Source organism: Pedobacter sp. UYP30, from assembly GCF_040547165.1.
Taxonomy (GTDB): Bacteria; Bacteroidota; Bacteroidia; order Sphingobacteriales; family Sphingobacteriaceae; genus Pedobacter.
Genome location: NZ_JBEPPD010000003.1, coordinates 152066 through 176769, shown reverse-complemented (window position 1 = coordinate 176769; position 24704 = coordinate 152066). Strand labels below are relative to the sequence as shown.

General features: G+C 38.5%; 21 protein-coding genes. 7 read left to right on the top strand and 14 right to left on the bottom strand.

What is annotated here, in order from left to right; translation table 11 throughout:
* Positions 1-35: 35 nt before the first annotated feature.
* From ABIB40_RS05065 to ABIB40_RS05050, 4 genes are all read right to left on the bottom strand, one after another.
* On the bottom strand, positions 36-1895 hold the full coding sequence (locus ABIB40_RS05065; protein WP_354356643.1) for an ABC-F family ATP-binding cassette domain-containing protein: 1860 nt from the start codon (positions 1893-1895) through the stop codon (positions 36-38).
* Between the two features lie 398 nt (positions 1896-2293).
* Positions 2294-2719 (bottom strand): rRNA maturation RNase YbeY, encoded by a 426-nt coding sequence (gene ybeY, locus ABIB40_RS05060; protein WP_354356641.1) that lies wholly within the window; start codon positions 2717-2719, stop codon positions 2294-2296.
* Between the two features lie 22 nt (positions 2720-2741).
* Positions 2742-6050, bottom strand: a complete 3309-nt coding sequence (locus tag ABIB40_RS05055; protein WP_354356639.1) for a hypothetical protein — start codon at positions 6048-6050, stop codon at positions 2742-2744.
* A 23-nt stretch (positions 6051-6073) separates the two neighbouring features.
* On the bottom strand, positions 6074-6325 hold the full coding sequence (locus ABIB40_RS05050) for a hypothetical protein (RefSeq protein ID WP_354356637.1): 252 nt from the start codon (positions 6323-6325) through the stop codon (positions 6074-6076).
* Positions 6326-6586: 261 nt separating this feature from the next.
* Between ABIB40_RS05050 and ABIB40_RS05045 the strand changes: the two genes are divergently transcribed.
* Positions 6587-6895, top strand: a complete 309-nt coding sequence (locus ABIB40_RS05045; protein WP_354356635.1) for a hypothetical protein — start codon at positions 6587-6589, stop codon at positions 6893-6895.
* Here the strand turns inward: ABIB40_RS05045 and ABIB40_RS05040 are convergent.
* Positions 6887-7174: a type II toxin-antitoxin system RelE/ParE family toxin gene (locus ABIB40_RS05040; protein ID WP_354356633.1), complete on the bottom strand. Its 288-nt coding sequence runs from the start codon at positions 7172-7174 to the stop codon at positions 6887-6889. The genes ABIB40_RS05045 and ABIB40_RS05040 overlap by 9 nt on opposite strands.
* A gap of 198 nt (positions 7175-7372) precedes the next feature.
* Here ABIB40_RS05040 and ABIB40_RS05035 point away from each other — a divergent pair, with 198 nt between their 5' ends.
* A complete protein-coding gene (locus tag ABIB40_RS05035; RefSeq protein WP_354356631.1) occupies positions 7373-8758 on the top strand; it encodes an MBL fold metallo-hydrolase in 1386 nt (461 codons plus the stop codon).
* A gap of 152 nt (positions 8759-8910) precedes the next feature.
* Here ABIB40_RS05035 and ABIB40_RS05030 read toward each other — a convergent pair whose 3' ends face one another.
* The 3 genes from ABIB40_RS05030 to proB are packed head-to-tail and all read right to left on the bottom strand — an operon-like array spanning position 8911 to position 11749.
* Positions 8911-9318 (bottom strand): GNAT family N-acetyltransferase, encoded by a 408-nt coding sequence (locus ABIB40_RS05030; RefSeq protein WP_354356629.1) that lies wholly within the window; start codon positions 9316-9318, stop codon positions 8911-8913.
* Positions 9319-9370: 52 nt separating this feature from the next.
* Entirely contained in the window at positions 9371-10621 is a 1251-nt protein-coding gene (locus ABIB40_RS05025; RefSeq protein ID WP_354356627.1) for a glutamate-5-semialdehyde dehydrogenase, read from the bottom strand.
* 9 nt (positions 10622-10630) lie between these two features.
* Complete coding sequence (gene proB, locus ABIB40_RS05020) at positions 10631-11749, bottom strand: glutamate 5-kinase (RefSeq protein WP_354356625.1); 1119 nt, start codon at positions 11747-11749, stop codon at positions 10631-10633.
* A gap of 142 nt (positions 11750-11891) precedes the next feature.
* On the opposite strand from proB, the gene ABIB40_RS05015 reads away from it, so the two are divergent.
* Entirely contained in the window at positions 11892-13124 is a 1233-nt protein-coding gene (locus ABIB40_RS05015) for a M16 family metallopeptidase (RefSeq protein WP_354356623.1), read from the top strand.
* 132 nt (positions 13125-13256) lie between these two features.
* Positions 13257-13820, top strand: a complete 564-nt coding sequence (gene def / locus ABIB40_RS05010; RefSeq protein WP_354356621.1) for a peptide deformylase — start codon at positions 13257-13259, stop codon at positions 13818-13820.
* A gap of 3 nt (positions 13821-13823) precedes the next feature.
* Here def and ABIB40_RS05005 read toward each other — a convergent pair whose 3' ends face one another.
* The 3 genes from ABIB40_RS05005 to ABIB40_RS04995 are packed head-to-tail and all read right to left on the bottom strand — an operon-like array spanning position 13824 to position 15872.
* On the bottom strand, positions 13824-14462 hold the full coding sequence (locus ABIB40_RS05005) for a peptidase associated/transthyretin-like domain-containing protein (protein ID WP_354356619.1): 639 nt from the start codon (positions 14460-14462) through the stop codon (positions 13824-13826).
* Positions 14463-14514: 52 nt separating this feature from the next.
* Complete coding sequence (locus ABIB40_RS05000) at positions 14515-14760, bottom strand: NifU family protein (RefSeq protein WP_354356617.1); 246 nt, start codon at positions 14758-14760, stop codon at positions 14515-14517.
* A gap of 38 nt (positions 14761-14798) precedes the next feature.
* A complete protein-coding gene (locus tag ABIB40_RS04995) occupies positions 14799-15872 on the bottom strand; it encodes an Mrp/NBP35 family ATP-binding protein (protein WP_354356615.1) in 1074 nt (357 codons plus the stop codon).
* Between the two features lie 132 nt (positions 15873-16004).
* Here ABIB40_RS04995 and ABIB40_RS04990 point away from each other — a divergent pair, with 132 nt between their 5' ends.
* From ABIB40_RS04990 to ABIB40_RS04980, 3 genes are all read left to right on the top strand, one after another.
* Positions 16005-18152, top strand: coding sequence for a transglycosylase domain-containing protein (locus ABIB40_RS04990; protein ID WP_354356613.1), 2148 nt, complete (start codon positions 16005-16007; stop codon positions 18150-18152).
* Between the two features lie 87 nt (positions 18153-18239).
* The gene (gene hpt / locus ABIB40_RS04985; protein WP_354356611.1) at positions 18240-18776 is read left to right on the top strand and encodes a hypoxanthine phosphoribosyltransferase; all 537 of its coding nucleotides are present in this window, start codon (positions 18240-18242) and stop codon (positions 18774-18776) included.
* A gap of 121 nt (positions 18777-18897) precedes the next feature.
* On the top strand, positions 18898-19554 hold the full coding sequence (locus ABIB40_RS04980) for a phosphatidylserine decarboxylase family protein (RefSeq protein ID WP_354356609.1): 657 nt from the start codon (positions 18898-18900) through the stop codon (positions 19552-19554).
* 107 nt (positions 19555-19661) lie between these two features.
* Here the strand turns inward: ABIB40_RS04980 and ABIB40_RS04975 are convergent, their stop codons facing one another.
* The 3 genes from ABIB40_RS04975 to ABIB40_RS04965 all read right to left on the bottom strand — a co-directional run bounded on the left by ABIB40_RS04975 (position 19662) and on the right by ABIB40_RS04965 (position 24117).
* Entirely contained in the window at positions 19662-21200 is a 1539-nt protein-coding gene (locus tag ABIB40_RS04975; RefSeq protein WP_354356607.1) for a YifB family Mg chelatase-like AAA ATPase, read from the bottom strand.
* A 470-nt stretch (positions 21201-21670) separates the two neighbouring features.
* The gene (ffh, locus tag ABIB40_RS04970) at positions 21671-23008 is read right to left on the bottom strand and encodes a signal recognition particle protein (protein WP_354356605.1); all 1338 of its coding nucleotides are present in this window, start codon (positions 23006-23008) and stop codon (positions 21671-21673) included.
* Positions 23009-23118: 110 nt separating this feature from the next.
* Positions 23119-24117, bottom strand: a complete 999-nt coding sequence (locus ABIB40_RS04965) for a DUF3078 domain-containing protein (protein WP_354356603.1) — start codon at positions 24115-24117, stop codon at positions 23119-23121.
* Positions 24118-24704: the final 587 nt, after the last annotated feature.

Genomic DNA, 24704 nt, shown 5'->3' with positions numbered 1-24704 from the left:
GAACTAAATTTTCTATGTTGTTTCACGTGAAACAATTATTCTGAGAGCTCTAGCCATTTAGACATCGCCAAGTCTAGAGCGTTGTTTAATTTTTCTAATTTTTCTGAAACTTCCTGTATCGCTGAGAAATCAGCTGCGGCAATTTTTTCGAACTCGCCGTTTACTTTGTTTATTTCTTCTTCTAGTTCGGCCACTTTCTTTTCGCTATCGTCAAGTTCCGCTTGTTCCTTATAGCTTAGTTTTTTCTTTGCGATGATGGAGCTTTCTGGAACATTGGTTTTTTTTGGAGAGTTGTCTGCCTTTGTCTTCGGCTGATCTAAACTGATTTTAAACTCGGAGTAATTGCCGTTATAAACGCTAACCCCTCCATTTCCCTCCATTATAAAAAGCTGGTCGCACATTTTGTCGAGCAGATACCTGTCGTGAGAAACCAACATTAAAATACCTGGAAAGTTTTCTAAAAATTCTTCAAGTACATTTAGCGTGTCTATATCAAGGTCGTTTGTGGGTTCATCCAGAATAAGAAAGTTTGGGTTTTGCATCAATACCTTCATCAAATGCAACCGTTTTTTTTCTCCCCCACTTAACTTTTCAACCATTCCGTGTTGCTTTTTTGGCGGGAAGAGAAAAAGAGATAATAGTTGTGAGGCGGTAATGGTTGAACCGTCGGCCATTTTAATGTATTCGGCATCCGATTTTACAATGTCGATTACCCGCATTTTTGGGTCGAACGAAAGTCCCGATTGTTTATAATATCCAAAGACCGTTGTTTCGCCAATACTAACGTTTCCGTGCTCTGGTTTTTGTTGATTCGTTAGGATATTTAATAAGGTAGATTTCCCCGTTCCGTTTTTTCCAGCAACACCAATTCTGTCGCCTTTTTTAAATGTATAAGTAAAGTCGTTGATCACTTTTACTCCATCATAAGATTGCCCGATGTGGTCTAGTTCAAGAATTTTTCCACCTTGCCTAGATATTTTTACATTTAAGGTAACACTACCTGTATTTGATTTTTTCTTGGTTTTTTCTTCTAAATTGTAAAAGGCATCGATCCTAGCTTGAGATTTTGTTCCTCGCGCCTGTGGCATTCTGCGCATCCACTCCAGCTCTTTTTTCAAAAGGTTTTGGTTTTTTTGTAGGCTGCTTGCGTCGCTTGCTTCGCGTTCGCTTTTCTTTTCTAAAAAAAAGGCATAGTTTCCCTGGTAATTGTAGGTCTTTCCCCTATCTAGTTCCACTATCGCATTACAAACATTATCTAAGAAATATCTATCGTGTGTAACCAACAAAATGGTTTTGTTGCCAGAGGTTAAAAGTTTCTCCAGCCACTCAATGGTATCAATGTCTAAGTGGTTTGTGGGTTCGTCTAAAATAAAAAGGTCTGGATCCTCTATTAATAGTTTGGCAAGTGCTAAACGTTTTTTTTGTCCCCCAGATAAGGTATCTATTTGCTGTTGAAGCCTAGAAATACCCATCCTATTTAGAATGTTTTTTATCTTATGCTCGTATTCCCAAGCGTCGTGCTCGCTTAAGTCTTCGTATAGCCGAGCGAGAACATTTTCATCTGGTTCTGGATCTTCTAACAACTGCTCATATTCTCTAATCAACTGCTGTTGCTTATTGTCCATCGAAAAAATAAAGTCGCTAATGGAGTCTCCTGGATTAAATTGAGGGTCTTGATTTAAAAAACCAACTCTAACAGACTTGTTTTTCACAACCTTTCCTTCTAAAGGCGGAAATTCTTCACTCAATAATTTAAGCAAAGTGCTTTTGCCAGAGCCATTTATGCCCACCAAAGCCACTCGCTGTCCGCTGTTTATGCCGAGGGTTAGGTTTTTAAATAACCATTCATCATGAAATGCGTGTCCTACGTCTTCTGCCGCAATTAAAGTGCTCAAGTCTTGAAATTTTTAGGGTTTAAAATCTGGCAAAAGTACTCATAATATTTGTTAAGGCGCTCATTAAAGGGTCAATTTGCGGGTTGGCAGTAGCTAATTGATCATTTAGTCTTACTTGTATCTAAAAAGAGTAAAAAAAGCGGTTAGGACTCGCTCCGTTCCCGCTTTTAATTATCAACTAAAACTATTTATTTAGTAGCAGCAAAAGCTGTTACATCTATTAGACGGTTGTAGGGTAAAAACGTTGCAGGTTAATCTGGATTTTATACAAAGAGCTCTTTTCTCTAGACAAACTACGTAAAATGCTTGACGAAAAAAGAATTTCGAAAGGAATAGAAACCAATGCTGTCCATTTAACAGCAAATTCCTTTGAAAGCCAAAAAGACTTAGATAAGCGATTAGAAAATCCTTTTGCTGAGATAAAAATCTTCCTTTTCAGTCATTTTTGTTTTTTCTAGTTTGCTTTTGTCTCCGTAGCCTAATAAATGAAGTGTGCCATGAACCATAATTCTACACACTTCATCGTAAATGCTCGTTTTAAAGAGTTTAGTATTCTCACGGACTCGTTCGATGCTAATAAAAATGTCTGAGGTAATCTGTTTATGGACTTCGCTGTTATCAAAAGTAATAATGTCTGTAAAGGTATCGTGGTCTAGGTATTTTTGATTGATTTCTAGAAGATATTCATCGCTACAGAAAACAATGTTCATTTCATCTAGTGTAAACCCTTCTGCAGAAATGGTATTGCGTATCCAAGTTTTAACCTTCAGCTTATTGGGTAGGTTGTAGGTAGTGTCTTCTTTAAAAAAGTGTATAGATGGCATCAGATTTAAATTTAAGGGGTGTTTAATTGGTAAGAAGTTTTAAATATTCAGCAATCTTGTTCTTATAATAGTAATTTAACGCAGGCGGTAATTTTTGTAGCAAGTCTTCGCCGTTTGCTTTTTGTTGCTGGTATTCTTTTAATCGCTGCTGGTAAGATGGAGGAAATTGCTTGGCGGCTTTTGCCTCCCGTTTGCTATCCTCATCCTGTTCTCTGTCGGCTTTTTCTGCGTCTAAAAGTTTAGTTACCAAGTCCTTTTGGCGTTTTATGGTTTCTTCTTCCAGCCTTTTGTTAACAAGGTCGCTTTCGGTTTTTTTCATTTCTTGAACGGTTTCGTTCAAGTTGCCCATTTTTCCACTGCCGTCTTTATTGTCTTCTCTATTTATCTTTTCCAAAGCTTGCCTGATCATCTGCTGCTGTTGAGCCATCTTGGCAAATTCCTGGCTCATTTGGCCAGCCCCAACCTTACCCTTATTTCCTTCTTTTTGCATTTGCTGCTTGGCTTGCTGCATGTTTTTGTTCAGCTGTTCTTGCATTTGCCTTAACTGTTGCATGCTCTGTTTCTTTTTGCCTTTGCCACCTTTTGCATTTTTATTTGCTTTTTGCAGTTGCTCTAAAGCTTCGTTTAGCATCAGCGCAAGGTTATTTATAGAGGTCATTGTAAACTGCTGGTAGCGGTTGCCTTCTGCCGTTCTTCTGTCGGCCAGACTTTCTAAACTCTTGGTCAAATTAAAGTTTATGGCATTCATTTCTTGGTTAACGGTACTTTCTATTTGCGGTACTCTTCTGCTTAAGCTATATAGGCTATCGGCAATGGTTTTTAGGTTATCTTTTACTGTTCGCTGCTCTTGTACATTTGTTCTATAACTGGGGTCATTGGTGCTCATTTGTTTTAGCGCAAGCATAATCTTTTCTTGGGTAAAGGATGTGGTAAGTAGGTTTTCTAAAAGCTTTCTCAGCTCTTTTGCATCCACATTATTTTCGGCTTCTGCACCTTGCGCATTCATTTGCTTCATTTTCTCCGCAAGCTTTTGCATGCCATCGGCTGCGTCTTTTTGCTTTTGACTTGCCTCTTTAGGTTTGCTTTTATCTAATGCGTCTTTACTGTCTTGCTGGTCTTTCTGTATCTGCTGCAGCTCATCTTTAGGGTCGTCGAATGCATTTGGCCGGTCTAACTGTTTATTTTTATCATTTAATTTAGCAAGATCATCTTTAACTTCTTCGAGCTGTTTTATTAAATCGTCTTGTTTTTGCTTTGCACTGGCTTTGTCTAAATTTGATGCTTTTGGTTGATCACTAAGTTTTTGTTGATTCTTCGACAGCTCGTTTAACCGGTTGATGTTGTTCTCCAATCCCTGATCAAATTCCAATTGTTTGTACAGCTCTAATATCCTATCCAGCTCATTCTTTAATCCTTTATTGTCTATTTGCATTTTAGACAATTCATCTTTTGTTGAATCTTTTGCTTGTTGATTCATTAAGGCCTGGAGCTTTTGCAACAACGCTTTTGTTTTTTCGTCTAACACATTGTCAAACAAGTTTTTAATTTGGGCTTGTTTCTCTTTTAGTGTTTCCGTCTGCTCTTGGTTTTCTTGTCGTTGCTGGTTGCTTTTATCGTTTAGGTCCTTTATCTGTTTAATAGCTTCGTCTAGCTGTTTCTTTTTATCTAGCAAAGCTTCTATGTCTTTTTTATCCTCGAAAGAGATTTCCTTTTTATCGATAAGCTTGTCGGCTATTTTTTTACTCTCGGTTTGCACGGTGTTTGCCAAACGAATGGCCGATTGCATTTTTTGTTTTAAAGAAGAACTGTTTGCGTTTAGTTGCTCCGAAATTTCTTGTTTTGTAGGTTGAACAAACGTCTTAATAGAAGATTTAGAAACTTTTGCTCCATTAACTCCATCGTTATCGGCCACCTCAAAATAGTATTCTAAAGATTGATTTTGTTTTAAATCGATATTTCTCAGGTCCCAAAAAAGGAAAAAATTGTTTACAGTAACATTTGCCTTAATTGCTATGTTTTTGGTAGTGCTAGAAACCAGCTTGCCATTTTCTTTAATGTAATATTTAAAACTCAGGCGACTAAAGCCATAATCATCTTGCACCTGCCCACTAAAATAAAGTGCCCTGCTAGAGATAGAATCGGTCTTCTCTTTAACTTCTATACTTGGAAACTGATCTTTTATTACAGAAATTTGGTGACTCAAGGAATCTTTGGAGTTAGAAAATTGGTTCTTTGGCAAAATGCTATAGCTTGCATTTTCTCTAATTTCTGAACTGAAATTTGAAGAATTATTTTGTACAGGTAAACTATGGGGTTGGTGATTGAGCAGAAACACAACAACATCACTTTTTGCAGTTTTAATTTGCCAGTTTATTTCTGTTCCTTCCGGGATGAGCAACTCGCCCACATTGTCGATCTTTTCACTTTTTTTGCTTAGGTATTTTGGGTAACTGAGTGATGCCGCAACCGTTAAAAGTTCGGCTTTTGGCCGTACGGTAACCGCGTAAACTTTAGAGGAAAATCCTGCGCCTTTAAAAATTAGTTTCTTATCGCTCTGTATATTATTTATAGCAAAATTAAAGTTTGTTAAATCTTTCTTTTCCAGTTTGTAAGTGTTCTTCCCATCGGCTACATAAACCTCATTTGGAATATCATTTCCAACAATTTTTACCGCGATGTTAACATCATCGCCTTGCGTAACATTTAAGCTTTTATTTGCTATTACAAACTGAAACGGTGCTGTGGGAGGAATGTATTTACCGTACTTTATAAAGCTGTAAGTTCCTTGTTTTAAGATGATTGGGGAAAATATGGAAATGAGCACGATGATGCTTATCGGAACAAGAAGATATTTTAAATACTTTTTATTTTCATCTATACGTACTGCAGAATAGAATGGTACAGGTCTCAGCTCTACGATTTTTTGATCTATGCTGGCCAAAATAAGGGTGGTATTTGCTGGATTGTTTTCGGCAAGCTGATGCAGTTGAAGTGTGTTAAGTAATTTATCTTTAATATCTGCAAAATGGTTGCCAATAATAACCGAAGCTTCATCTAAACTAAGCCTACGGCCAAGTTTTAGCATGGCAAATAATGGTTTTATGATTAAGAAACCAACAGTTAAGATGCCAATAATTAAGAAGGAAAAAAATATAATCGTTTTAACAGCGGTTGGCGGATGGAGGTAATAAAAACTTATAAAAATAAATAAATAGAGCAACAACAAAATTGCCGAAGCATAAATGCTCCCACGTAAAATTTTGTTGAGGTAAAACTTACGTATAAACTCGTTTATTTTAACTAATAATTCGTTATAGCTCGTTGTTGCCATGGGCAATTGCTAAAATAGGTAAATTAGATTTCTTCATCCTCTTCTTGTTCTTCAGGAACGTAATTTTCTATTGCCTTACCAATGGCAATTACCTCTTCATCTTCTTCAAAGATAGGTAGTTCTGTCTTGTAGTCTAATTTTAGCCAAATTGCCGAGGTATCTTTTATAATTTGGAGATGTTCCTTACCATCTTTAAAAATGGTATAGGTATCGTTACCTTCTGGAAAAGCAGCGTAAAGAACGCCGGCAACTTCTAAATCGAATGGGTCTTGCATGATTACATTTTAGGAGGTTAAAATTACAAAATCATTTGATGGAATCGAAATTGTTGACAGGTGTAATATTTATCTAAAATTGTATATGGTTAAGTTAGAGTACCTAAACTTTAGTGATTAAAACTTGGTAATAACCTTGGCCCAAAAAAGGTGGTCTCTATGATTATAACAAAAATCACAAACTTTTTCTTGTAATCATTGCTACGAGAACTCATAAATATATAATATCTTTACATAAAATATAATTAAATTTTATCAATTATGATAGTTGAAATTATAACTTATAAGAACATTTTAAATAAATTGGGCGAATTGGTACAGAATTCCCCGTTTAAAATGGAACATATAATTAGAGAAACAGGAATAAAGCCGGCAACTTTTTATAGAAAAATGAAAGCTTCTTCGTTTACTCCAGATGAAGCTTTGGAAATTGCTAAAATAATAAGCCCAAAAGAAGCGTACTTATTTGAACTTAAAGAAAGTATTAGGAGTGCAAAAGAGGATTATAAAGCTGGCAGATTAACCAAGCATCATGACGTGATAGAAGAAATAAAAAGGGAATTACTGTAATCTTTTTAATGGTTTCTTATAATTATTCCAAAAAGATAAAAGAACAATTTCATCAAACTGAACCATATAAAACAGCGTAATTTGTTTCACAACAAAATATCTGTTGCACTTTAATTCATCATCATAGCTGCCTAAGTCTGGATACTTTGCAAGAAGGTCTAGTTTCTTATAGACTTCGTGAGTAAAATTAACAACTTCTTTGTGCGTCCATTCCTCCAACAAATATCTGATATTGCTTTTAAAAGTTTCCTTAGCTTCGTCTGTCCATTTTATTTCCATTATTTTTAATCGCCTAACTCAAATATCAGAAATTTTTTTACAGTTTTTAGTTGTCGGAGACCTGAGGCTGCAAGGTTTTCGCTTTTAATGCGCTATTATATTTTTGGCTTGGCGGTGACTTAATTAAAAAATTACTTCGTTTTGTTAAAATAAATACCGTTTTAAGCTAATTTAGCAAGATTACATTTTCTCTAAAACATGAAATTAACCTTTTGGGGCGCTGCACAACAAGTTACCGGCAGCATGCACCTGTTAGAAATTGATAATTATAAGATATTAATAGACTGCGGATTAGATTATGAAAAAGAGTCTTATCAAGAAGATAATTTAGAATTTCCCTTTAATCCTGCTAGCATTAATCTGGTTATCTTAACCCATGCACACATAGATCATTCTGGCAATTTGCCAACCTTGCTACGCGCAGGTTTTACTGGCCAAATTTTATGCACGCCGCCTACGGCAGATTTATCCGCATTGCTACTTTTCGACTCGGTAAACATATTTTTAAGGAAAGCGCAGCGTACGCCGAGAACAAAACGCGGAAAATTTTCAGGGCCAAAACCATTATATCTCCAAAAAGATGTAATGGAAACTTTGGACAGGATGGTTACCATAAACTTTAATCAAACTTTCCGCATAAGTGGAGATATTAGTTTAACGTTTGTGCCTGTTGGGCATTTGTTGGGCGCAGCTGCAGCCGTTTTGACGGTGAACGAACACGGAAAAGAAAAGAAAATAGCTTTTACGGGAGACATTGGCAGGGATAATTATCCGGTTTTGGTAAATCCAGAACCATTGCCCGAGGTAGATTATTTGGTTTGCGAAAGTACCTACGGAGGCAGATACCACACCACAGAACTTACTTTAGAGCAGCGCTTGATCAAAGAGATTGAAGAAGCATGCATTAAAACCCCCGGCCGGTTGATCATTCCTGCGTTTAGCATCGGGAGGACTCAATCGCTGGTTTTTGCCCTTAACCAGATATTTGCCAAAAACTTGCTCCCTCCCATTCAGGTTTTTGTAGATAGCCCAATGGCTATTCAGGCAACTTCGGTTTATCGCAAACACCATAAATTTGTAAATCAAGAAGCCAAAGATTTTTATCAAACCAAAGGAGATGAATTTGAGTTTGAGCACCTCGCTTATGTGCAAACCATGAAAGAGAGCAAAGATGTTTCCAATTACCTAGATCCTTGTATCATTATTTCTTCGGCTGGTATGTTAGAGGGCGGTAGGATTCAAGATCATTTGTACTACAACATCCAAAATTATTACTGTACGTTGCTGTTTATTGGCTATTGCGCTAAAGGAACGCTAGGAAACAAATTACTTCGCGGCGATTCGATAGTTAGGGTAAAAGACAGAGAATTAATGGTTTATGCTACCATTAGAAAAACAGATCTGTTAAGCGGACATGGCGACCATAACGATTTGTTAAAGAAAATTAGAGAAACCGGAAAGCCAAAGCAAGTGTTTCTGGTGCATGGCGAAGTAAAATGCTTGGAATCGCTAAGCGCCGCATTGAGAAAAGAAAATTTTGATGTGGTTATTCCGACAAGAGGAGGATGTTTTGACCTCCCTTAGCGCTAATCCATGGCTTACTTTTTGCGAATTTGTGCAGAAATTGCATTGTTTTTAGAACCATTTACGCACCTCAAAAATTAATTAAATAACTGATGATTTTACGTAAAACTGGCAGCCATTTTTGTGTAAATTTGTTGTTAGTCGTTGACTCGTTAGTGCTCATGCCCTTGGTAAATCCACATTGATTTTGTTTCTCCGGCTCTTTTAAACCCACTTTTTTCGTAAAAATCTATTGCCTTTCCGTCGGCGATTAAAATTTGTTGATGGAAGTCGGCATATTTTTCTTGAAACTTTTTTAAGATAAGCTTTCCAATTCCTTTTCCCTGAAAGTCAGGATGAACTATTAGATGAGGATAATAAACCACTAAATGTCCGTCTGAAATTGCGTTTCCTAGTCCAACGAGTTTTTCATTATGCCAAACGGTAAAAAAAGAATGGGAGTTTAATAAGGCCTTGTAAAGTTGTTCGGGTTTCTCAGCAGAAGACCACTGATTTGCTTTATAAATCTCAATTATATCTTCTTGCTTAACGTTTTTGGTTTCTCTTATGATGAAGTTCATTGGTAATTATTTAGGTCTCTAAAGCCTGCCGCTAACTATTGGTTTACGGGGGTTACGGTCGCACTTGCCCATCTCCTTCAATAATCCACTTATAACTGGTTAATTCTTCCAATCCCATTGGCCCTCTAGCATGTAATTTCTGCGTGCTAATACCTATTTCTGCTCCTAGCCCAAACTGTGCACCATCGGTAAATGCGGTAGATGCGTTTGCATAAACAGCCGCTGCATCTACTTCGTTTAAAAATTTTGCTAAAGCGTCTGAATCTTCAGAAACAATGGCTTCACTATGTTTTGAGCTAAATTGTGCGATATGATTTAACGCACCATCTAAATCCTCCACTACCTTTACAGCCAATTTTAGCGATAAAAACTCTGTGCCAAAATGTTCTGGCTTTGCTCGATTTAACAACGCTTTCGGATAGTTGCCAGAAAGAGCTTCAAAACTGGCGTCGTCTGCAAAAAGAAGTACTTCTTTATCTGCCAAAGGCGATAAAAGTGCTGGCAAATCTTGCACCCTATCTTGATGGATCAATACGCAATCTAATGAATTGCAAACACTTACCCTCCTAGTTTTTGCGTTGAGGATAATCGCTTTTCCTTTTTCTAAATCGCCACTCTTATCAAAATAAGTGTGTACAATACCAGCACCTGTTTCTATTATAGGAATTTTGCTGTTTTCTCTTACAAAGTTTATAAGCGCCTGGCTTCCGCGAGGAATAATTACATCGACAAACTCCCTAGCGTTTAATAACGCTTCGGTGGCCGAGCGTTCTGGAGGCAATAATGTAAGCAAAGCTGGATTTAAATCGTGTTCCTTTAATACCCTATGAATGGTCTTCGCAATGGCTTGGTTAGAAAAATCTGCATCAGTTCCGCCTTTTAAAACGGCTACATTTCCGGTTTTAAAGCAAAGAGAAAATACATCAGCAGTAACATTTGGCCTAGCTTCGTAAATTACACCCACAACGCCTAGCGGAACTCTGGTTTTCTTTATTTTCAAACCGTTTTCTAGCACGCTTTCGCTGATAATTTTACCCAAAGGACTTTCTAGTTTGGCAACATTCTCCATGTCGCTGGCAATGGCGCTTATCCTTTCTTCCGTCAGTTTTAGTCGGTCGTATTTTGGATCATCTTTTGGCATCTTGGCCAGGTCCTTTGCGTTTGCGCTAAGGATACTAGCCGCATCTGCTTTTAATGCATCAGCCACATCTAATAGCACAGCATTCGTAGTCTTTGTGCTGATTTGCACGGTATTATGGGACGCAGTTTTTGCTTGTTGAAAATATATCGTGTAGTTATTCATTGCTTTGAGCTAAAGTAAAGAAAAAAAATAATCGCAATGGACCAAAGGTTTTTGGTGGGCTTGGCCAAGTTGTTCTTTAGCTTTATCAGAACCATATTCTGCAATTCCCAAACCTATGTTCTGGTTGTCTTCGTCTAAAATTTTAATAACATCGCCCTTGGCAAAATCGCTGATGATTTCTATAACCCCAACAGGTAAAATGCTTATTGCCTTCCCGACAGATAACGCGGCTTTTGCACCATTGTTTACTTTTACCGCACCTTTTGCTGCATTTTCTGAGTGGGCAATCCATCTTTTTTTCCCAGATTTCTTTTTCCCAGGAATAAAATGTGTGTGCGTTGGGCTGCCATCAAATAAATCGGTTAAAATATGGTCTGTCTTGCCATTGGCAATGTGTACAGCAATGCCCAATTTAGAAATTTTTTGAGACATGCTTAATTTTGTAGCCATCCCGCCTCTGCCAAAAGACGATTTATTCTTCGCCACAAATGAGTTTAAAGCTACAGGTTCTCTATCTATTTGTGTAATTACCTGTGTATTCTCTAACGCCGGATCACCATCATAAAGGCCATCTACATTTGTTAGTACAAACAGCGCTTCGGCATTTAGCATGGAGGCTATTAGGCCAGCAAGTTCATCATTGTCGGTAAACATTAGCTCTGTAATGGCAACTACGTCGTTTTCATTTACAATGGGGATAATGTGGTGCTGCAGCAAAGTCTGCATGCAGTTTTTCATGTTTAAATAATGCGTGCGATCTCTAAAATCTTCTTTGGTTACCAACACTTGGGCAGAGCTAATTTGCTGCTCGCCGAATAACTTAGCGTAGGCGTTAATCAACTTTATTTGTCCTGTGGCGGCCAATACCTGTCGCGCTTTTACAGCGTCTATTTTTTCTGATATTAAGTTCAGGCTGCGTCCAAATGCCACCGCTCCAGAAGAGACTAGAATTACTTCGATGCCGCGTTGCATTAAATTGGTTAATTGATTTACCAAGTGCTGCAAACGGGGTTCGTCTGGCAGCCCGTTTGGCTTTGTGAGCACATTAGAACCAATTTTTACCACTATTTTTTTATACACCAAAGCCATTGCCTTATAAACCGTAAATATTAGGCGCCAAGTTAACATCTATTTTTTTTAACACAAAGTTTAATTGTTTTGGCTGTTATAAAACGGATAGATTAACGATGCTGTTTCACACCGCGTCTAAAAGATGTAAAGATGCAGAGAGGGGCTTCTTTGTTGGCAAATTGCCTTATCTTTGTAAACAATGGACTATAGTTTACATACGCTGCAGAATGGAATTAGGCTGCTGCATGCGCCCAGCGCAAGTACCATATCTCATGCTTGCGTTTTAATAAACAGAGGATCTAGAGACGAGCCAGTTGGTAAGGCAGGTTTGGCTCATTTTATAGAGCATTTAATTTTTAAGCGAACCAAAAAGCGCAGTACCAACCAGATTTTAAACCGTTTGGAAAGCGTAGGCGCAGATCTAAATGCATACACCACCAAAGAATATACGTGTATTCATGCGTCGTTTTTAAACCCTTATTTAGATAGAACGTTAGAGCTCTTTAGCGACATTCTTTTTAATTCTACTTTCCCCGAAGAGGAAATGCAGAAAGAAAAAAGTGTTATTTTAGATGAGATTGCCTCTTATGAAGACCAGCCAGAGGAAGCAATACAAGATGATTTCGAAGATGTACTTTTTGCCGGAAATCCATTGGGTAATAATATTTTGGGTACGATAGAAACGGTAAAAAATTTTACGAGAAATGATGTGCTAACCTTCATAAAGGGAAATTATCATACAGATGAAATTGTGATCGGCCTGTTGGGCAATTACAATTTTAAAAGGGTAAGTGCTACCGGAGAAAGGCATTTTGGCGATGTACCCCAAAACACATCCTCAAATAAAAGACAGAAAGCAAGCATTCTTCCCCAAAGCGAGGTTACTAGATTTAGGCCAATAAACCAGAGCCATTGTATGTTGGGTTTGCAGACTTTTGATACCCATCATCCAAAAAAAGCAGGTTTATTGTTGTTGAATAATTATTTAGGAGGTAACGGAATGAGTTCTGTGCTCAACTTGCAAATTAGGGAAAAATACGGCATTGCCTACACCATCGAATCTAATTATGCGCCGCTTAGTGATACAGGGATTTTCTGTATTTACTTTGGTACAGAGCAAGAAAAGCACCAAAAAGCCCTAACGCTTATTTATAAAGAGATTGATAAATTAAAAGGTAAACCTTTAAACACGCTGCAATTACAGAAAGCAAAGAATAAGTTTATTGGACAGATTGCTCTTGCCGAAGAAAACAGAATGGGTTTGATTATTTCCATGGCCAAAAGCTTGTTAGATCATGGCAGAGTAGATACTTTACAAGAAGTGTTTGATAAAATTAATGCGGTAAGTACAAAGGATTTTGCTGAAATTGCCGAGGAATTGTTAGATAAATCTAAGTTTACTACGTTTAACTTTCATCCTTTGCCAGAATAATTCTTATTTTTGTAGCTGTAAAATTTTTTGGGGATGCTAAACGGAATATCGGAGCGCATGAAAATAACTCCAAAAGCCTATTAAACAGGTTAAATAAATGGGCTTGGCGAAAAGCCCGAAAAAAGAATTGATATGAAATTACCTATTGTTGCTTATGGAGACCCAGTTTTAAAAAAGCATGGCGAAGAAGTAGATAAAGAATACCCAGATTTGCAAAAGTTAATTGCCGATATGTTTGAGACCATGTACCATGCAAATGGTGTGGGGTTGGCGGCGCCTCAAATTGGTTTGCCAATACGGTTGTTTATTGTAGATTTTAAAGACGATGAAGCAACTGAGGGCTATAAACAGGTATTTATCAATGCAAGAATATTAGAGGAGACTGGAGAAGAATGGATGTTTAACGAAGGTTGCTTGAGCATACCCGATATTCGAGAAAACATTATGCGGAAGCCAAAGGTCCAAATAAATTATTTTGATGAGGATTTTGTAGAACATACCGAAGAATTGGAAGGCATGCCGGCCAGGGTAGTGCAACACGAATATGATCATATAGAAGGCAAGCTTTTTACAGATAGGGTAAGTGTGCTGCGCAAAGCAATGTTAAAAGGCAAACTAGACAACATCTCTAAAGGTATTGTAGATATTGATTACAAGATGCGCTTTCCGAAAAAGAGTAAGAGAAAGGCGAGGTAAAGTTTAGTTTTCCTTCCTACTTTTATCGCCCTCAAAAATTTGCTGCATCAATTTGGACCAAGCAAAAGGATTAAGCAGTGGGTTGGTTTGAACCATATTTTTATTGATCAGCCTATCGAAATTATACCTATAATTTTGACTGCTAATTTCTCCGCCATCTCTAGGCAGGGTTAAGATTAGCCCATTGATAGATGATTTAGAAAGGTTTTTTTTGGCAATGGCGAGGTCGTCATCGGCTATTTTCATCGTAAGAAACTCACGCGTAAACTCTTCTGTGGTGGCCCAAGGAAAAACACGCACCGTTGGCAGGTTAATTACATCGGATGTCATCTTTACCATAATGGTATATTTATTGTCTGGTGTGCCTAGCGGTACAATGGTAGAAAACTTTTTATACCCAATTGCGGTAAAAAGAATGGTGTCTCCAGGATTTACAATAAATGTAAAATAACCTCTATAATCGGCAGCTACACGTGTATCTTTTGCAGAAAGGTTGGTAATGGTTACATAAGGGATCACGTTTGCGCTGTCGATGTCTGTAATAATTCCCGAAAATTGGATAAGTTTATCCTGTATCGGTTTGTTTTGTGCAAACGCCGAAAGAGAAAAAACAAAGAAAATTAGGAAAACGCAGTATTTCATCTATGCAAAACTAATCTTAAAGCGCCTATTCTGCTGTTAAAAAATGTTAAGGTCATTCTTGTTCTGCTAAATCAACTGCAACTACGGCGGTAATCTCTGGAACGGCCCTCATAATGGCCTGTTCAATACCCGATTTCATGGTCATAAAACTCATTGGGCAGGTGCCGCAGTTTCCGAGAAGCTTTAATTTAACTACATAATCTGCAGTAATTTCTTCAACAGAAACGTTGCCGCCATCTGTAATGAGGTACGGCCTTATGGTTTCTAGTGCCTCTTCTACTCGTTCTGTTAAATTCATTTTTTTAACCTTTAAAGTTTAAAATTAGCAAATTTTTATCAAACAGCTGTCTGTGCATTGTTAATTGATATTTGCTGGGCAATTTTGCTTGCAATATCTCCGAAAATAGTGTCTAAAAAAGCGTCGTTGTTCAAGGCTGCCGGTTTTCCTGCATCTCCTGCATCCCCAATACTTTGTATAATTGGTATTTCGCCTAGAAAAGGGACGCTAAAACGGTCTGCTAGCTTTCTGCCACCACCCTTACCGAAAATATAATATTTGTTGTCTGGCAGTTCTGCTGGGGTAAAGTAAGACATGTTTTCTATCACACCCAACACCGGAATGTTTATGCTTGGCATATTAAACATGGCCAATCCTTTGTGCGTGTCTGCCAAGGCAACCTGTTGCGGCGTTGTTACCACCACGGCTCCTGCAATAGGGAAACTTTGGGTAATGGTTATATGAATGTCTCCGGTTCCAGGAGGCAAATCTACCACCAAATAGTCTAATGCGCCCCAGTTGGTATCGTTAAAAAGTTGCTTAACTGCGTTAGATGCCATTGGTCCACGCCAAGGAACTGGTTGGCCAGGATCTGCAAAAAAACCTAGAGACAATAACTTTATGCCGTGCTTTTCTATGGGCAAAATTTTGGTTTTACCATCTGCAGTTTCCTCCGCACCCGGTTTTGCATCAACCAGATCAAAAAGCGTAGGAATTGAGGGGCCGTAAATATCTGCATCGATTAAGCCAACCTTTGCACCATCTTTAGCTAAAACTACCGCTAAATTACTTGCTACGGTAGATTTCCCTACGCCACCTTTGCCAGAAGAAATTAAAATGATATTTTTTATTTCGTTTAGCGATGAGGAGTTTACCGGTTGTGTAACCCTAGAGGTAACCTGTATAGAAACTTCTGCATCTGCAGAAACAAATTCTTTAATGGCGTTGGTGCAAGCGCTTTTGAGCATTTCTTTTAATGGACAGGCAGGAGTGGTCAATTCTAGCGTAAAGCTTATCTTTGTCCCATCAATAGCCACATCCTTAATCATGTTTAGAGTTACCAAATCCTTCTTCAAATCTGGATCCTCAACATTCTTTAAAGCGTTTAAAATATCTTGTTCGCTTATCTGCATGGTTTATGTTTAATTTCAAAATTAGCAAAACCTACTTACAAATGCTTCAACTTAGCCTTTTTAACCGTAATTTTAACACGAAATAAACATTTAAATGCTACGTTTAGGCACTAATATCTTTTAATTCCTTTTATGCAATTACCAAAAATTAACATCAACAAGAAATATTTAAAAATTTCTGCGTGGGTTTTGGGCGTTTTCATCATCATTGTTGGCATAGTGGGAGCTGTTGCCTACAGCAAAAGAGAAGCTTTACTTAAAAAAATAATGGCAAAGGCCATAAATAAGGCCGACAAAGATTACGGCTTGAAAATAAGCATTGGCGAAGCAGGCTTTAGCGGCCTAAGCACAGTGGAGCTTCAAAAAATAACTGTTGTGCCAAAAGATAGAGATACCTTGGCCAACATAAGTAAGCTGCGGGTGGGCGTAAAATTGTTTCCGCTGTTGTTTGGCAATGTAAAGTTATCTGAGGTAAAGCTAAATGACGGAATGATGAGCATCGTGCTAAAAGACTCTACCACCAACATAGATTTTATTTTAAAGCGCAAAAAAACCGATAGCACAGACAACAAAGGCAAAGTTAACCTTGCAGATATAGCAAGCAACCTTTTAAACGAAGTGCTGTATAAGATACCAGACAACATGGATGTTGTTAACATGGTGTTTAAGCTTAATGATCACGATACCTCGAAATTAAACTTTCAAACTTTTGCAACTATAGATGGTGGAGATTTAAAATCGACGATTAAAGTAAATAACGGTTACGCAGTTTGGCATGTAGACGGCAAAGTTAGGCCAGGCAAAAGGCGACTTAGTTTTAAGGCTTATGCAGAAGGTAAAAAATTAGAGCTTCCTTACTTAAATGATAAACTGCACGCAAAGCTTAATTTTGATACACTTCAAACTGAACTAAAGAACGCCGACTATGATGGCGACAATTTTAGAATTTCTGGGTCGTGGTCGGTAAAAAACATGTTGTTAAACCAAAGTAGAATTGCTGCTAACGATATTGTAGTGCCTAGCGCGAAGCTAGACGCAGATGTATTGGTTGGCCCAAACTTTCTTTCGCTAGACAGCAGTTCTACCGCTTATTTGAAAAATGCCACGCTGCATCCCTTTATAAAATATACGCTAAAGCCGCATAAAATTTATGAGCTTAAGTTAACTGCCGATGAGCAGAACGCCCAGGATCTGTTTGATGCATTTCCGCAGGGGCTGTTCGAATCTTTAGACGGATTGAAAGTTAGGGGAAAGTTGAAATACAGCTTAAATTTTTATCTGGATACCAAAATTCCAGATAGCGTAAAATTTAATTCTACGCTTACTCCTTCGAACTTTAAAATTTTAAAATGGGGCAAAACAGATCTGCAAAAAATTAATAAGCCGTTTGTATATACGCCTTATGAGTACGGCAAACCAATGAGAGACATCGTCATCGGCCCTGCCAACCCAAATTTTACCACATTAAACAACATTTCGCCCAACTTAAAAAATGCAATACTTACAGCCGAAGACCCGTCTTTCTTTACCCACCATGGCTTTGTAGAAGAATCTATCCGTAAATCTATCGCTACGAATTACAAAGAGAAAAAATTTGCCAGAGGCGGAAGCACCATTAGTATGCAATTGGTAAAAAACGTGTATTTAAGTAGGAAAAAAACATTAGCCCGTAAAGCAGAAGAAATTTTAATTGTTTGGCTGATCGAGAATGAACACCTCATTAGCAAGCAGCGTATGTTAGAAGTGTATTTTAACATTATAGAATTTGGAAAAAATATTTATGGCATAGGGGAAGCATCTAGGTATTATTTCGGGAAGCAACCCTCAGGAATAAGTATAGGTGAGGGCTTGTTTTTTGCGAGTATTGTACCCAAACCAAAAGCGGCCATGTATAAATTTGAGCCCGACGGTTCTTTGAAACCCTATATGCGCAAATACTTTAGCTTTATGGGCAATATAATGGCTAGACGGGGATTAACCCCAGGAGATACCACGGCTTATGGCTTTTATAATGTGCGCTTGCGAGAGGGTTTGCGCCAGTACATTGCGCCAGATTCTTTGGCTGTAGATTCTGCTGCTTTTGATGATGAAGATGGGGCGCCTGTAATTATGCAGGATAAAAATAAAAGCATTTTCGATAGGCTTTTTGGCGACGAGAAAAAGGAAAAAAGAGATACGTCGCACAGAACCGTAATCTTGCCGATAGATACAGCGAAAACTAAAAAAGAACTTAGACAAGAGAAAAGGGAAGAGCGACGGAGGGAACGGGAGAACAATTAGCAAAATAGAAAGTCCTGAGCCTACAATAAAATGGCGATTTGATCTGCTTATTTAGATTTGTAAACTTTAATTCCAACTGTGTATTTGATGAATAGAATTACAATTGCCAATAAACAATTCGAGATTTTTTTGGATAAAGATATGATCCAGAAAAGAATAAGACTTCTTGGCGTGCAGCTAAATGTAGATTACGAAGGTAAACGCCCCTTGATAGTCGGCGTGTTAAACGGTAGTTTTTTATTTATGGCAGATTTGGTGAAAGAACTTAATATCAACTGCGAAATAGCTTTTATGCGTTTACAATCTTACGAGGGAACTAAAACCACTGGTAAAATTAAGGAATTGATTGGCTTGCCCGAAAATATAAAGGGAAGAGACATTATTATTGTGGAGGACATTGTTGATACTGGATTAACCATTAGCCATATTTTAAAAACGATAAGAGAACAGCAACCAAGCTCGGTAACTGTCTGTTCGTTGTTGTTAAAGCCAATGGCGTTAAAACACGAAGTGCCAGAGCTAGGGTATGTAGGCTTTGAGATACCAGATGATTTTGTGGTTGGATACGGCTTAGATTACGATGGCTTAGGCCGTAATTCTAACGATATTTATAAAGCGGTTTAGACGAATGCCGTGTGATGTTAGCAGGAACGTGAACACGCGCTTTGCCCTTGGCTTAGTATCTAAACATTTCTAAACCGCACATTAGATTTTTTTCGCACCTTTGTAATTTAATTGCCTACAAATGACGATACACAAAGAGGGTTATACAACCATTGCCCTTACCATTCTTTTTATTTTAGTAATAAATGCGTTTGTAGACTATCGTTACTACGATATTGGCTGGCTAAGATGGTTGATTTACGTGCTTTCGTTCGTAATGTTGCTGATTGTGCTGCAATTCTTCAGAAGCCCTAGGCGTAGTTTTTCTGGCGGAGATACCTTGGTAATTTGCCCGGCAGATGGTAAAGTTGTGGTAATAGAAGAGACCGAGGAGTCTGAATATTTTAAAGATAAACGTTTGCAGGTGTCTATCTTTATGTCGCCCGTTAATGTTCATATCAATAGAAATCCAATTTCTGGCGTGGTTAAGTTCTTTAAATACCATCCGGGGAAATATTTAGCCGCTTGGAATCCAAAATCCTCTACAGAGAACGAGCGTACCACTGTTGTAGTAGAACACCAAAGTGGAGTGCAAGTGTTGTTTAGGCAAATAGCGGGTGCGTTGGCGAGGCGAATTGTATGTTATGTAAAAGAAGGCGACGATGTGATGCAGGCAGAGCAATTCGGCTTTATAAAATTTGGCTCTCGGGTAGATGTTTTTCTTCCAATCGGAACTAAAGTTAACGTATCCTTAAACGAAGTGGTTAAAGGAGGCATAACCACGTTGGCAGAAATTTAATAACTGGCGCAGAAAACTCACGCTATCGGTTAATGCCTTAACCTTACTCTCAGCCTAAATCTCAGTCTCAGTCTCAACCTTAACCTCGGCCTTAGCCTTAATCTACTTTATCCCGCCCAGCCTTGTCTATCTAAGCTGCGGTAGTTGATGGATTCTGCCAAATGTTCAATTTCTACGGTTTCGCTGTCGGCAAGATCTGCAATGGTACGCGCTACTTTTAAAATGCGATCGTATGCCCTGGCGCTTAAGCCAAGTCTTTCCATGGCTGTTTTTAATAGTGCAATTCCAGCATCGCTAATTTGGCATACCTTTCGTACCATTTTTGGACTCATTTGGGCGTTGCAATGTAAATTTTCGTCATCGGCAAAGCGCTTGTCTTGGATTTCTCTCGCTTTAATTACGCGCTGCCTAATTTCGTTGCTTTTTTCTGCGTCTCTGGTCGAGGCAAGCTCAGAGAAGTTCACCGGCGTAACCTCTACATGTAAATCTATCCGATCTAATAAAGGGCCAGAGATTTTGCTTAAATATTTTTGCACCACACCTGGCGCGCAAACACATTCTTTTTCTGGATGATTGTAAAATCCACAAGGGCATGGGTTCATAGAGGCAACGAGCATGAAACTGGCTGGGTATTCTACAGAAAATCTTGCCCTTGCAATGGCCACTTTTCGGTCTTCGAGCGGTTGCCGCATCACTTCTAACACAGTTCTTTTAAACTCTGGCAGTTCATCTAAAAACAATACGCCATTATGCGCAAGAGAAATTTCGCCAGGTTGTGGGTTTATGCCACCGCCTACCAAAGCTACATCGCTAATGGTATGGTGCGGACTTCGATACGGCCTAACCGTCATCAGTGCATCCGTGGCCGAAAGTTTTCCCGCCACAGAATGGATTTTGGTAGTTTCTAAAGCTTCATGCAGGTTTAATGGCGGCAAAATGGTTGGTAATCTTTTGGCTAACATGGTTTTTCCGGCACCGGGCGGGCCGATTAGAATAACATTATGTCCGCCGGCGGCTGCAATTTCTAGCGCACGCTTTATGTTTTCCTGTCCTTTAACATCGGCAAAATCGTGTTCGTAATTTCCTATATTCTTTAAGAATTCCTCTTTGGTGTTTACAGAAACGGCTTCTAAGACAGTAGTACCATTAAAGAAGCCAATCACTTCTGTTAAACTCTCTACTCCATAAGCCAAGAGGCCATCAACAATGGCTGCCTCCCTAACATTTTGCTTTGGGAGAATAAAGCCCTTAAAGCCTTCCTTTCGCGCTTGTATTGCAATGGGCAATGCGCCGCGTATGGGTTGGATGCTGCCGTCTAAAGATAGTTCGCCCATAATGAAGAACTCGTTCAGTTTATCGCTGGGTATTTGACCCGATGCAGCTAAAATTCCGACGGCGATCGGTAGATCATAAGCAGAACCTTCTTTTTTTATATCGGCAGGAGCAAGGTTGACCACAATTTTTTGCCTAGGCATGCGTAAGCCAGAAACATTTATCGCGCTAGCCACCCTTTGTAAACTTTCTTTAACCGCGTTATCGGGCAGGCCAACCATAAAATATTTGTTGCCCGCACTAATGTTAACTTCTATGGTTATGGTTAACGCATCTACGCCATAAACGGCACTTCCGTAGGTTTTTACGAGCATTAAAATTTGGTTTTGGTTAGGCTATTGCTAAGTTAACAAATTTTTGCTTGCCGATGCGTTAAAACTTTAGAAAGGAGAGGGATAAAAGACTAGAAGAGCGTCGCTGTTAAAATATCGTGCTATTGCTAAACTAAAGCCAACACCTTTATTGCTATTATTCTCCAGTAATTTTTTCTAATTTTTAGAAATGCCAACGGCAAGTTGTTGGTATTTAAGATGGGATAGGTTTTTAGAAACCCTCAAAGGTGCAGTGGATTAAAATCCACCGCTACGATTTCGGCCGAAGCTACGCATCTGCAAAGAAAGTAGCTTTCCAAGCGCTCGTATTTGAGCCTTAAACCTTCGAACTTTCAGCATTCAACCTTCTTGCTTTAAAGTTTCTGTAAAATGCTTCTTGGCAATTACCACTTACGGTCAAGGGAAACCTTCGCTTTGGTCTTTCGGCTTTGGTCAAGCCTTCTCCTTCAATCCTACTTCCCAAACGGCATTTTTGGCATTCCTTGCATCATTGCCTTGGCTGCGGCAGGATTAGAAAACTGCTTCATCATTTTCCGCATGTCTTCAAATTGCTTAATCAGTTTGTTTACTTCTTCCAATTTTGTGCCCGATCCTTTTGCTATGCGCACTCTTCTACTTTGTTGTATGCTGTCTGGATTTTCTTTTTCAAATGGCGTCATCGACTGGATAATTACCTCGATAGATTTAAAGGCATCATCTTCAATATCCACATTCTTCATCATTTTTCCAACACCGGGTATCATGCCCATTAGGTCCTTCATGTTACCCATTTTTTTGATCTGTTGGATCTGATTGTAGAAATCGTTAAAGTCGAATTTATTTTTACGAATTTTCTTCTGCAGCACAGCGGCTTCCTTCTCGTCGAACTGCATTTGGGCACGTTCTACCAAGGAAACCACATCGCCCATACCCAAAATACGAGAAGCCATTCTATCTGGATAGAAAACATCCAAAGCTTCCATTTTCTCGCCAGTACCAATAAATTTAATTGGCTTATTAACCACTGATTTGACAGAGAGCGCTGCACCACCGCGGGTATCGCCATCTAATTTGGTAAGTACAACTCCGGTAAAATCTAAACGGTCGTTAAAGATTTTGGCTGTATTTACCGCATCTTGCCCAGTCATAGAGTCTACCACAAAAAGTACTTCTTGTGGATTGGTTTTGGCCTTAACCTCAGAGATTTCGTTCATCAGCGATTCATCGACGGCCAAACGACCGGCTGTATCGATAATAATCACGTTAAAACCGTTTTGCTTGCCATAGGCAATTCCTTCTTGGGCTATGCCAACAGGATCTGCAGATGCTCGATTGGCAAATACCGATACGCCAACCGAAGTTCCAAGCACCTCTAATTGGTCTACTGCAGCGGGGCGGTACATATCGCCAGCAACAAGTAATGGTTTTTTACCTTTGTTTTTTAAATATAAAGCCAACTTGCCCGCAAAAGTAGTTTTACCCGCACCATTTAATCCGGCAATTAAAATTACTGTTGGGTTCGCCTTGGTATCAAGTTCCGCCACTTCGCCACCCATTAAAGCAGCGAGCTCATCACTCATTATTTTGGTTAGCAACTGCCCAGGAGACACCGCCGAAAGTACATTTTGCCCTAAAGCCTTTTGCCGTACATCATCTGTAAAGATTTTAGCAGTTTTATAGTTCACATCGGCATCAAGCATTGCTTTCCGAATTTCTTTCATGGTCTCCGCCACGTTAATTTCGGTAATGCTTCCTTGCCCCTTAAGTACCTTAAAAGCTCTATCTAACTTATCCTGTAAATTATCAAACATCTTATTTTATGCTAAGAACCATATATTCGGTATATGGCCATCGGTTTATCTAAACGCAAAGATATTAATTTTGCGCGTAAGTTCTTTTTAGAGAAGATTTTGAATTTTACCTATCTGGGAAACACAAATGCGAAGCCCAGCGATAGCGCTTGGCTTGCTTGAACCTTTGCGTCGTTATCTTTATCGTATAGCACCGCGCCAGTTATGCTGGTGTTCATAAACCTGTTAACTTTGGCGGTTAGTGTTACATCAAGGCGATGGTCTATGTTTGCTAATGTTAGATCCTTGTAGGGAATAAACATCACATACCTAGATTTTAAGACAGTATTTTTAAAAATCTCTTTTTCAAAATTAGCTACTACCTGAAAAGCCAAGTCGTTGCGCACTTTCTTACCAACATCTACCCCGTAATTTTTAGGATTGGTTTTGTACAGTGTAGTATCTAGTACAAAGGTTTGCCTTGCGGTTCCGGTACCAATACGGGCCGAAAAATAATTTACAGGCTTATACTCAAAGCCTATTGATTCTGTTAAATATCCCGGCGACATAAATCGCGAAATTAAGGTTGCTACCTCATTATCATCTTGATTCTTATAACTAAACCCATCATCAAACTGAGATTCGAAGGTTAAAGACCCAAAAAACGACCAGTTTTTAGAGATTTTTAAGGCTGCTTTATTGTCAAAGAAAATTCTGTCATTGGTTTTCTTTTGTAACTGCCCTTTATTTTTAACCTTTCCGTACTGCAAATTTGTTTCGGTAACAAAACTATAATCGCTCTTATTATACTCTGCCTTATAATTTAATTGTCCGCCAACGGCAATAGAGTTAACGCCGCCCCCTTTCCAGTTATCACTAAATTGTGCCTGGTTTACGTTTAGGGCTATGGAGGTAATTGTTTTCCAATAATTAACTTTAGCATTTACAATGATCGGTTTTATGGTTACCGTCTCAAAATTTAACGGCCACTGCCTGCTAGGCAAAGGGTTTCGCTTAAGCTTTAAGTTTAAATTATCGGTTTTAATGGGAATAGTATCTATCTCTTGAGCAAATAGCGGCTTACAGCAGAGACTTAGTAAAACAATAGAAACGGCTAAAAGATTCTTCATTGGTTACAAAGAAAAACAAAAAAACGGTAGAAAAAAAGATGTGAGCGCAAATTAGGTTTTTGTCTTTCTGCGTGAAAAATAAATTTAAGGCGCAATAAGGAAAAGTCTAAGCTGTCTTTTCTCTCGAAGCTCGAAGAAAATAGAGGATGTGTTTTGCCATTTTTGAGGGATTAAACTTTTCATAAGGATAATTTGGGCGCTTTCTGAGGCGTTAAAAAATCCGGCAAAACGAGTTTCGCCAATTGCAAAAATACTTATTGATAATAAAATAGATATTCTTCAACTTATTTACGCAGAGATCTATAATACTTATCAAAACTTAGAATGGAAAGGTAGCGCGATAGAATATTTATCTAGTTTTACATTAGCGGAAAATAAAATCATTTTTAAAAATATTCTCTATCAAAACGATTCTAACTTTTCTTTGAACAGAAATGCATCAATTTGGGTTGCCTAACCTTAATGATAAGAGTTCAATCGACCGCATTATAGAGCTAAGTGAAAAAGAAAGAAAGGGAAGCGACACTAATTGCCAAGCATATTTACTTACCTTATCTAAATTAAAAGGTCCAAATGCAAAAGAATAA

Bases quoted from the DNA above. Each gene is read 5' to 3' on its own strand.
- ABIB40_RS05005 (WP_354356619.1), bottom strand. From the start codon at position 14,462: ATGAAATACTGCGTTTTCCTAATTTTCTTTGTTTTTTCTCTTTCGGCG.
- ABIB40_RS04980 (WP_354356609.1), top strand. From the start codon at position 18,898: ATGACGATACACAAAGAGGGTTATACAACCATTGCCCTTACCATTCTT.
- ABIB40_RS04995 (WP_354356615.1), bottom strand. From the start codon at position 15,872: ATGCAGATAAGCGAACAAGATATTTTAAACGCTTTAAAGAATGTTGAG.
- ABIB40_RS04975 (WP_354356607.1), bottom strand. From the start codon at position 21,200: ATGCTCGTAAAAACCTACGGAAGTGCCGTTTATGGCGTAGATGCGTTA.
- proB (WP_354356625.1), bottom strand. From the start codon at position 11,749: ATGTTAACTTGGCGCCTAATATTTACGGTTTATAAGGCAATGGCTTTG.
- ABIB40_RS05030 (WP_354356629.1), bottom strand. From the start codon at position 9,318: ATGAACTTCATCATAAGAGAAACCAAAAACGTTAAGCAAGAAGATATA.
- ybeY (WP_354356641.1), bottom strand. From the start codon at position 2,719: ATGCCATCTATACACTTTTTTAAAGAAGACACTACCTACAACCTACCC.
- def (WP_354356621.1), top strand. From the start codon at position 13,257: ATGAAATTACCTATTGTTGCTTATGGAGACCCAGTTTTAAAAAAGCAT.
- ABIB40_RS05000 (WP_354356617.1), bottom strand. From the start codon at position 14,760: ATGAATTTAACAGAACGAGTAGAAGAGGCACTAGAAACCATAAGGCCG.
- ABIB40_RS05015 (WP_354356623.1), top strand. From the start codon at position 11,892: ATGGACTATAGTTTACATACGCTGCAGAATGGAATTAGGCTGCTGCAT.
- ABIB40_RS04990 (WP_354356613.1), top strand. From the start codon at position 16,005: ATGCAATTACCAAAAATTAACATCAACAAGAAATATTTAAAAATTTCT.
- ABIB40_RS05025 (WP_354356627.1), bottom strand. From the start codon at position 10,621: ATGAATAACTACACGATATATTTTCAACAAGCAAAAACTGCGTCCCAT.
- ABIB40_RS04965 (WP_354356603.1), bottom strand. From the start codon at position 24,117: ATGAAGAATCTTTTAGCCGTTTCTATTGTTTTACTAAGTCTCTGCTGT.
- ABIB40_RS05040 (WP_354356633.1), bottom strand. From the start codon at position 7,174: ATGGAAATAAAATGGACAGACGAAGCTAAGGAAACTTTTAAAAGCAAT.
- ABIB40_RS05045 (WP_354356635.1), top strand. From the start codon at position 6,587: ATGATAGTTGAAATTATAACTTATAAGAACATTTTAAATAAATTGGGC.
- ABIB40_RS05050 (WP_354356637.1), bottom strand. From the start codon at position 6,325: ATGCAAGACCCATTCGATTTAGAAGTTGCCGGCGTTCTTTACGCTGCT.
- ABIB40_RS05035 (WP_354356631.1), top strand. From the start codon at position 7,373: ATGAAATTAACCTTTTGGGGCGCTGCACAACAAGTTACCGGCAGCATG.
- hpt (WP_354356611.1), top strand. From the start codon at position 18,240: ATGAATAGAATTACAATTGCCAATAAACAATTCGAGATTTTTTTGGAT.
- ffh (WP_354356605.1), bottom strand. From the start codon at position 23,008: ATGTTTGATAATTTACAGGATAAGTTAGATAGAGCTTTTAAGGTACTT.
- ABIB40_RS05055 (WP_354356639.1), bottom strand. From the start codon at position 6,050: ATGGCAACAACGAGCTATAACGAATTATTAGTTAAAATAAACGAGTTT.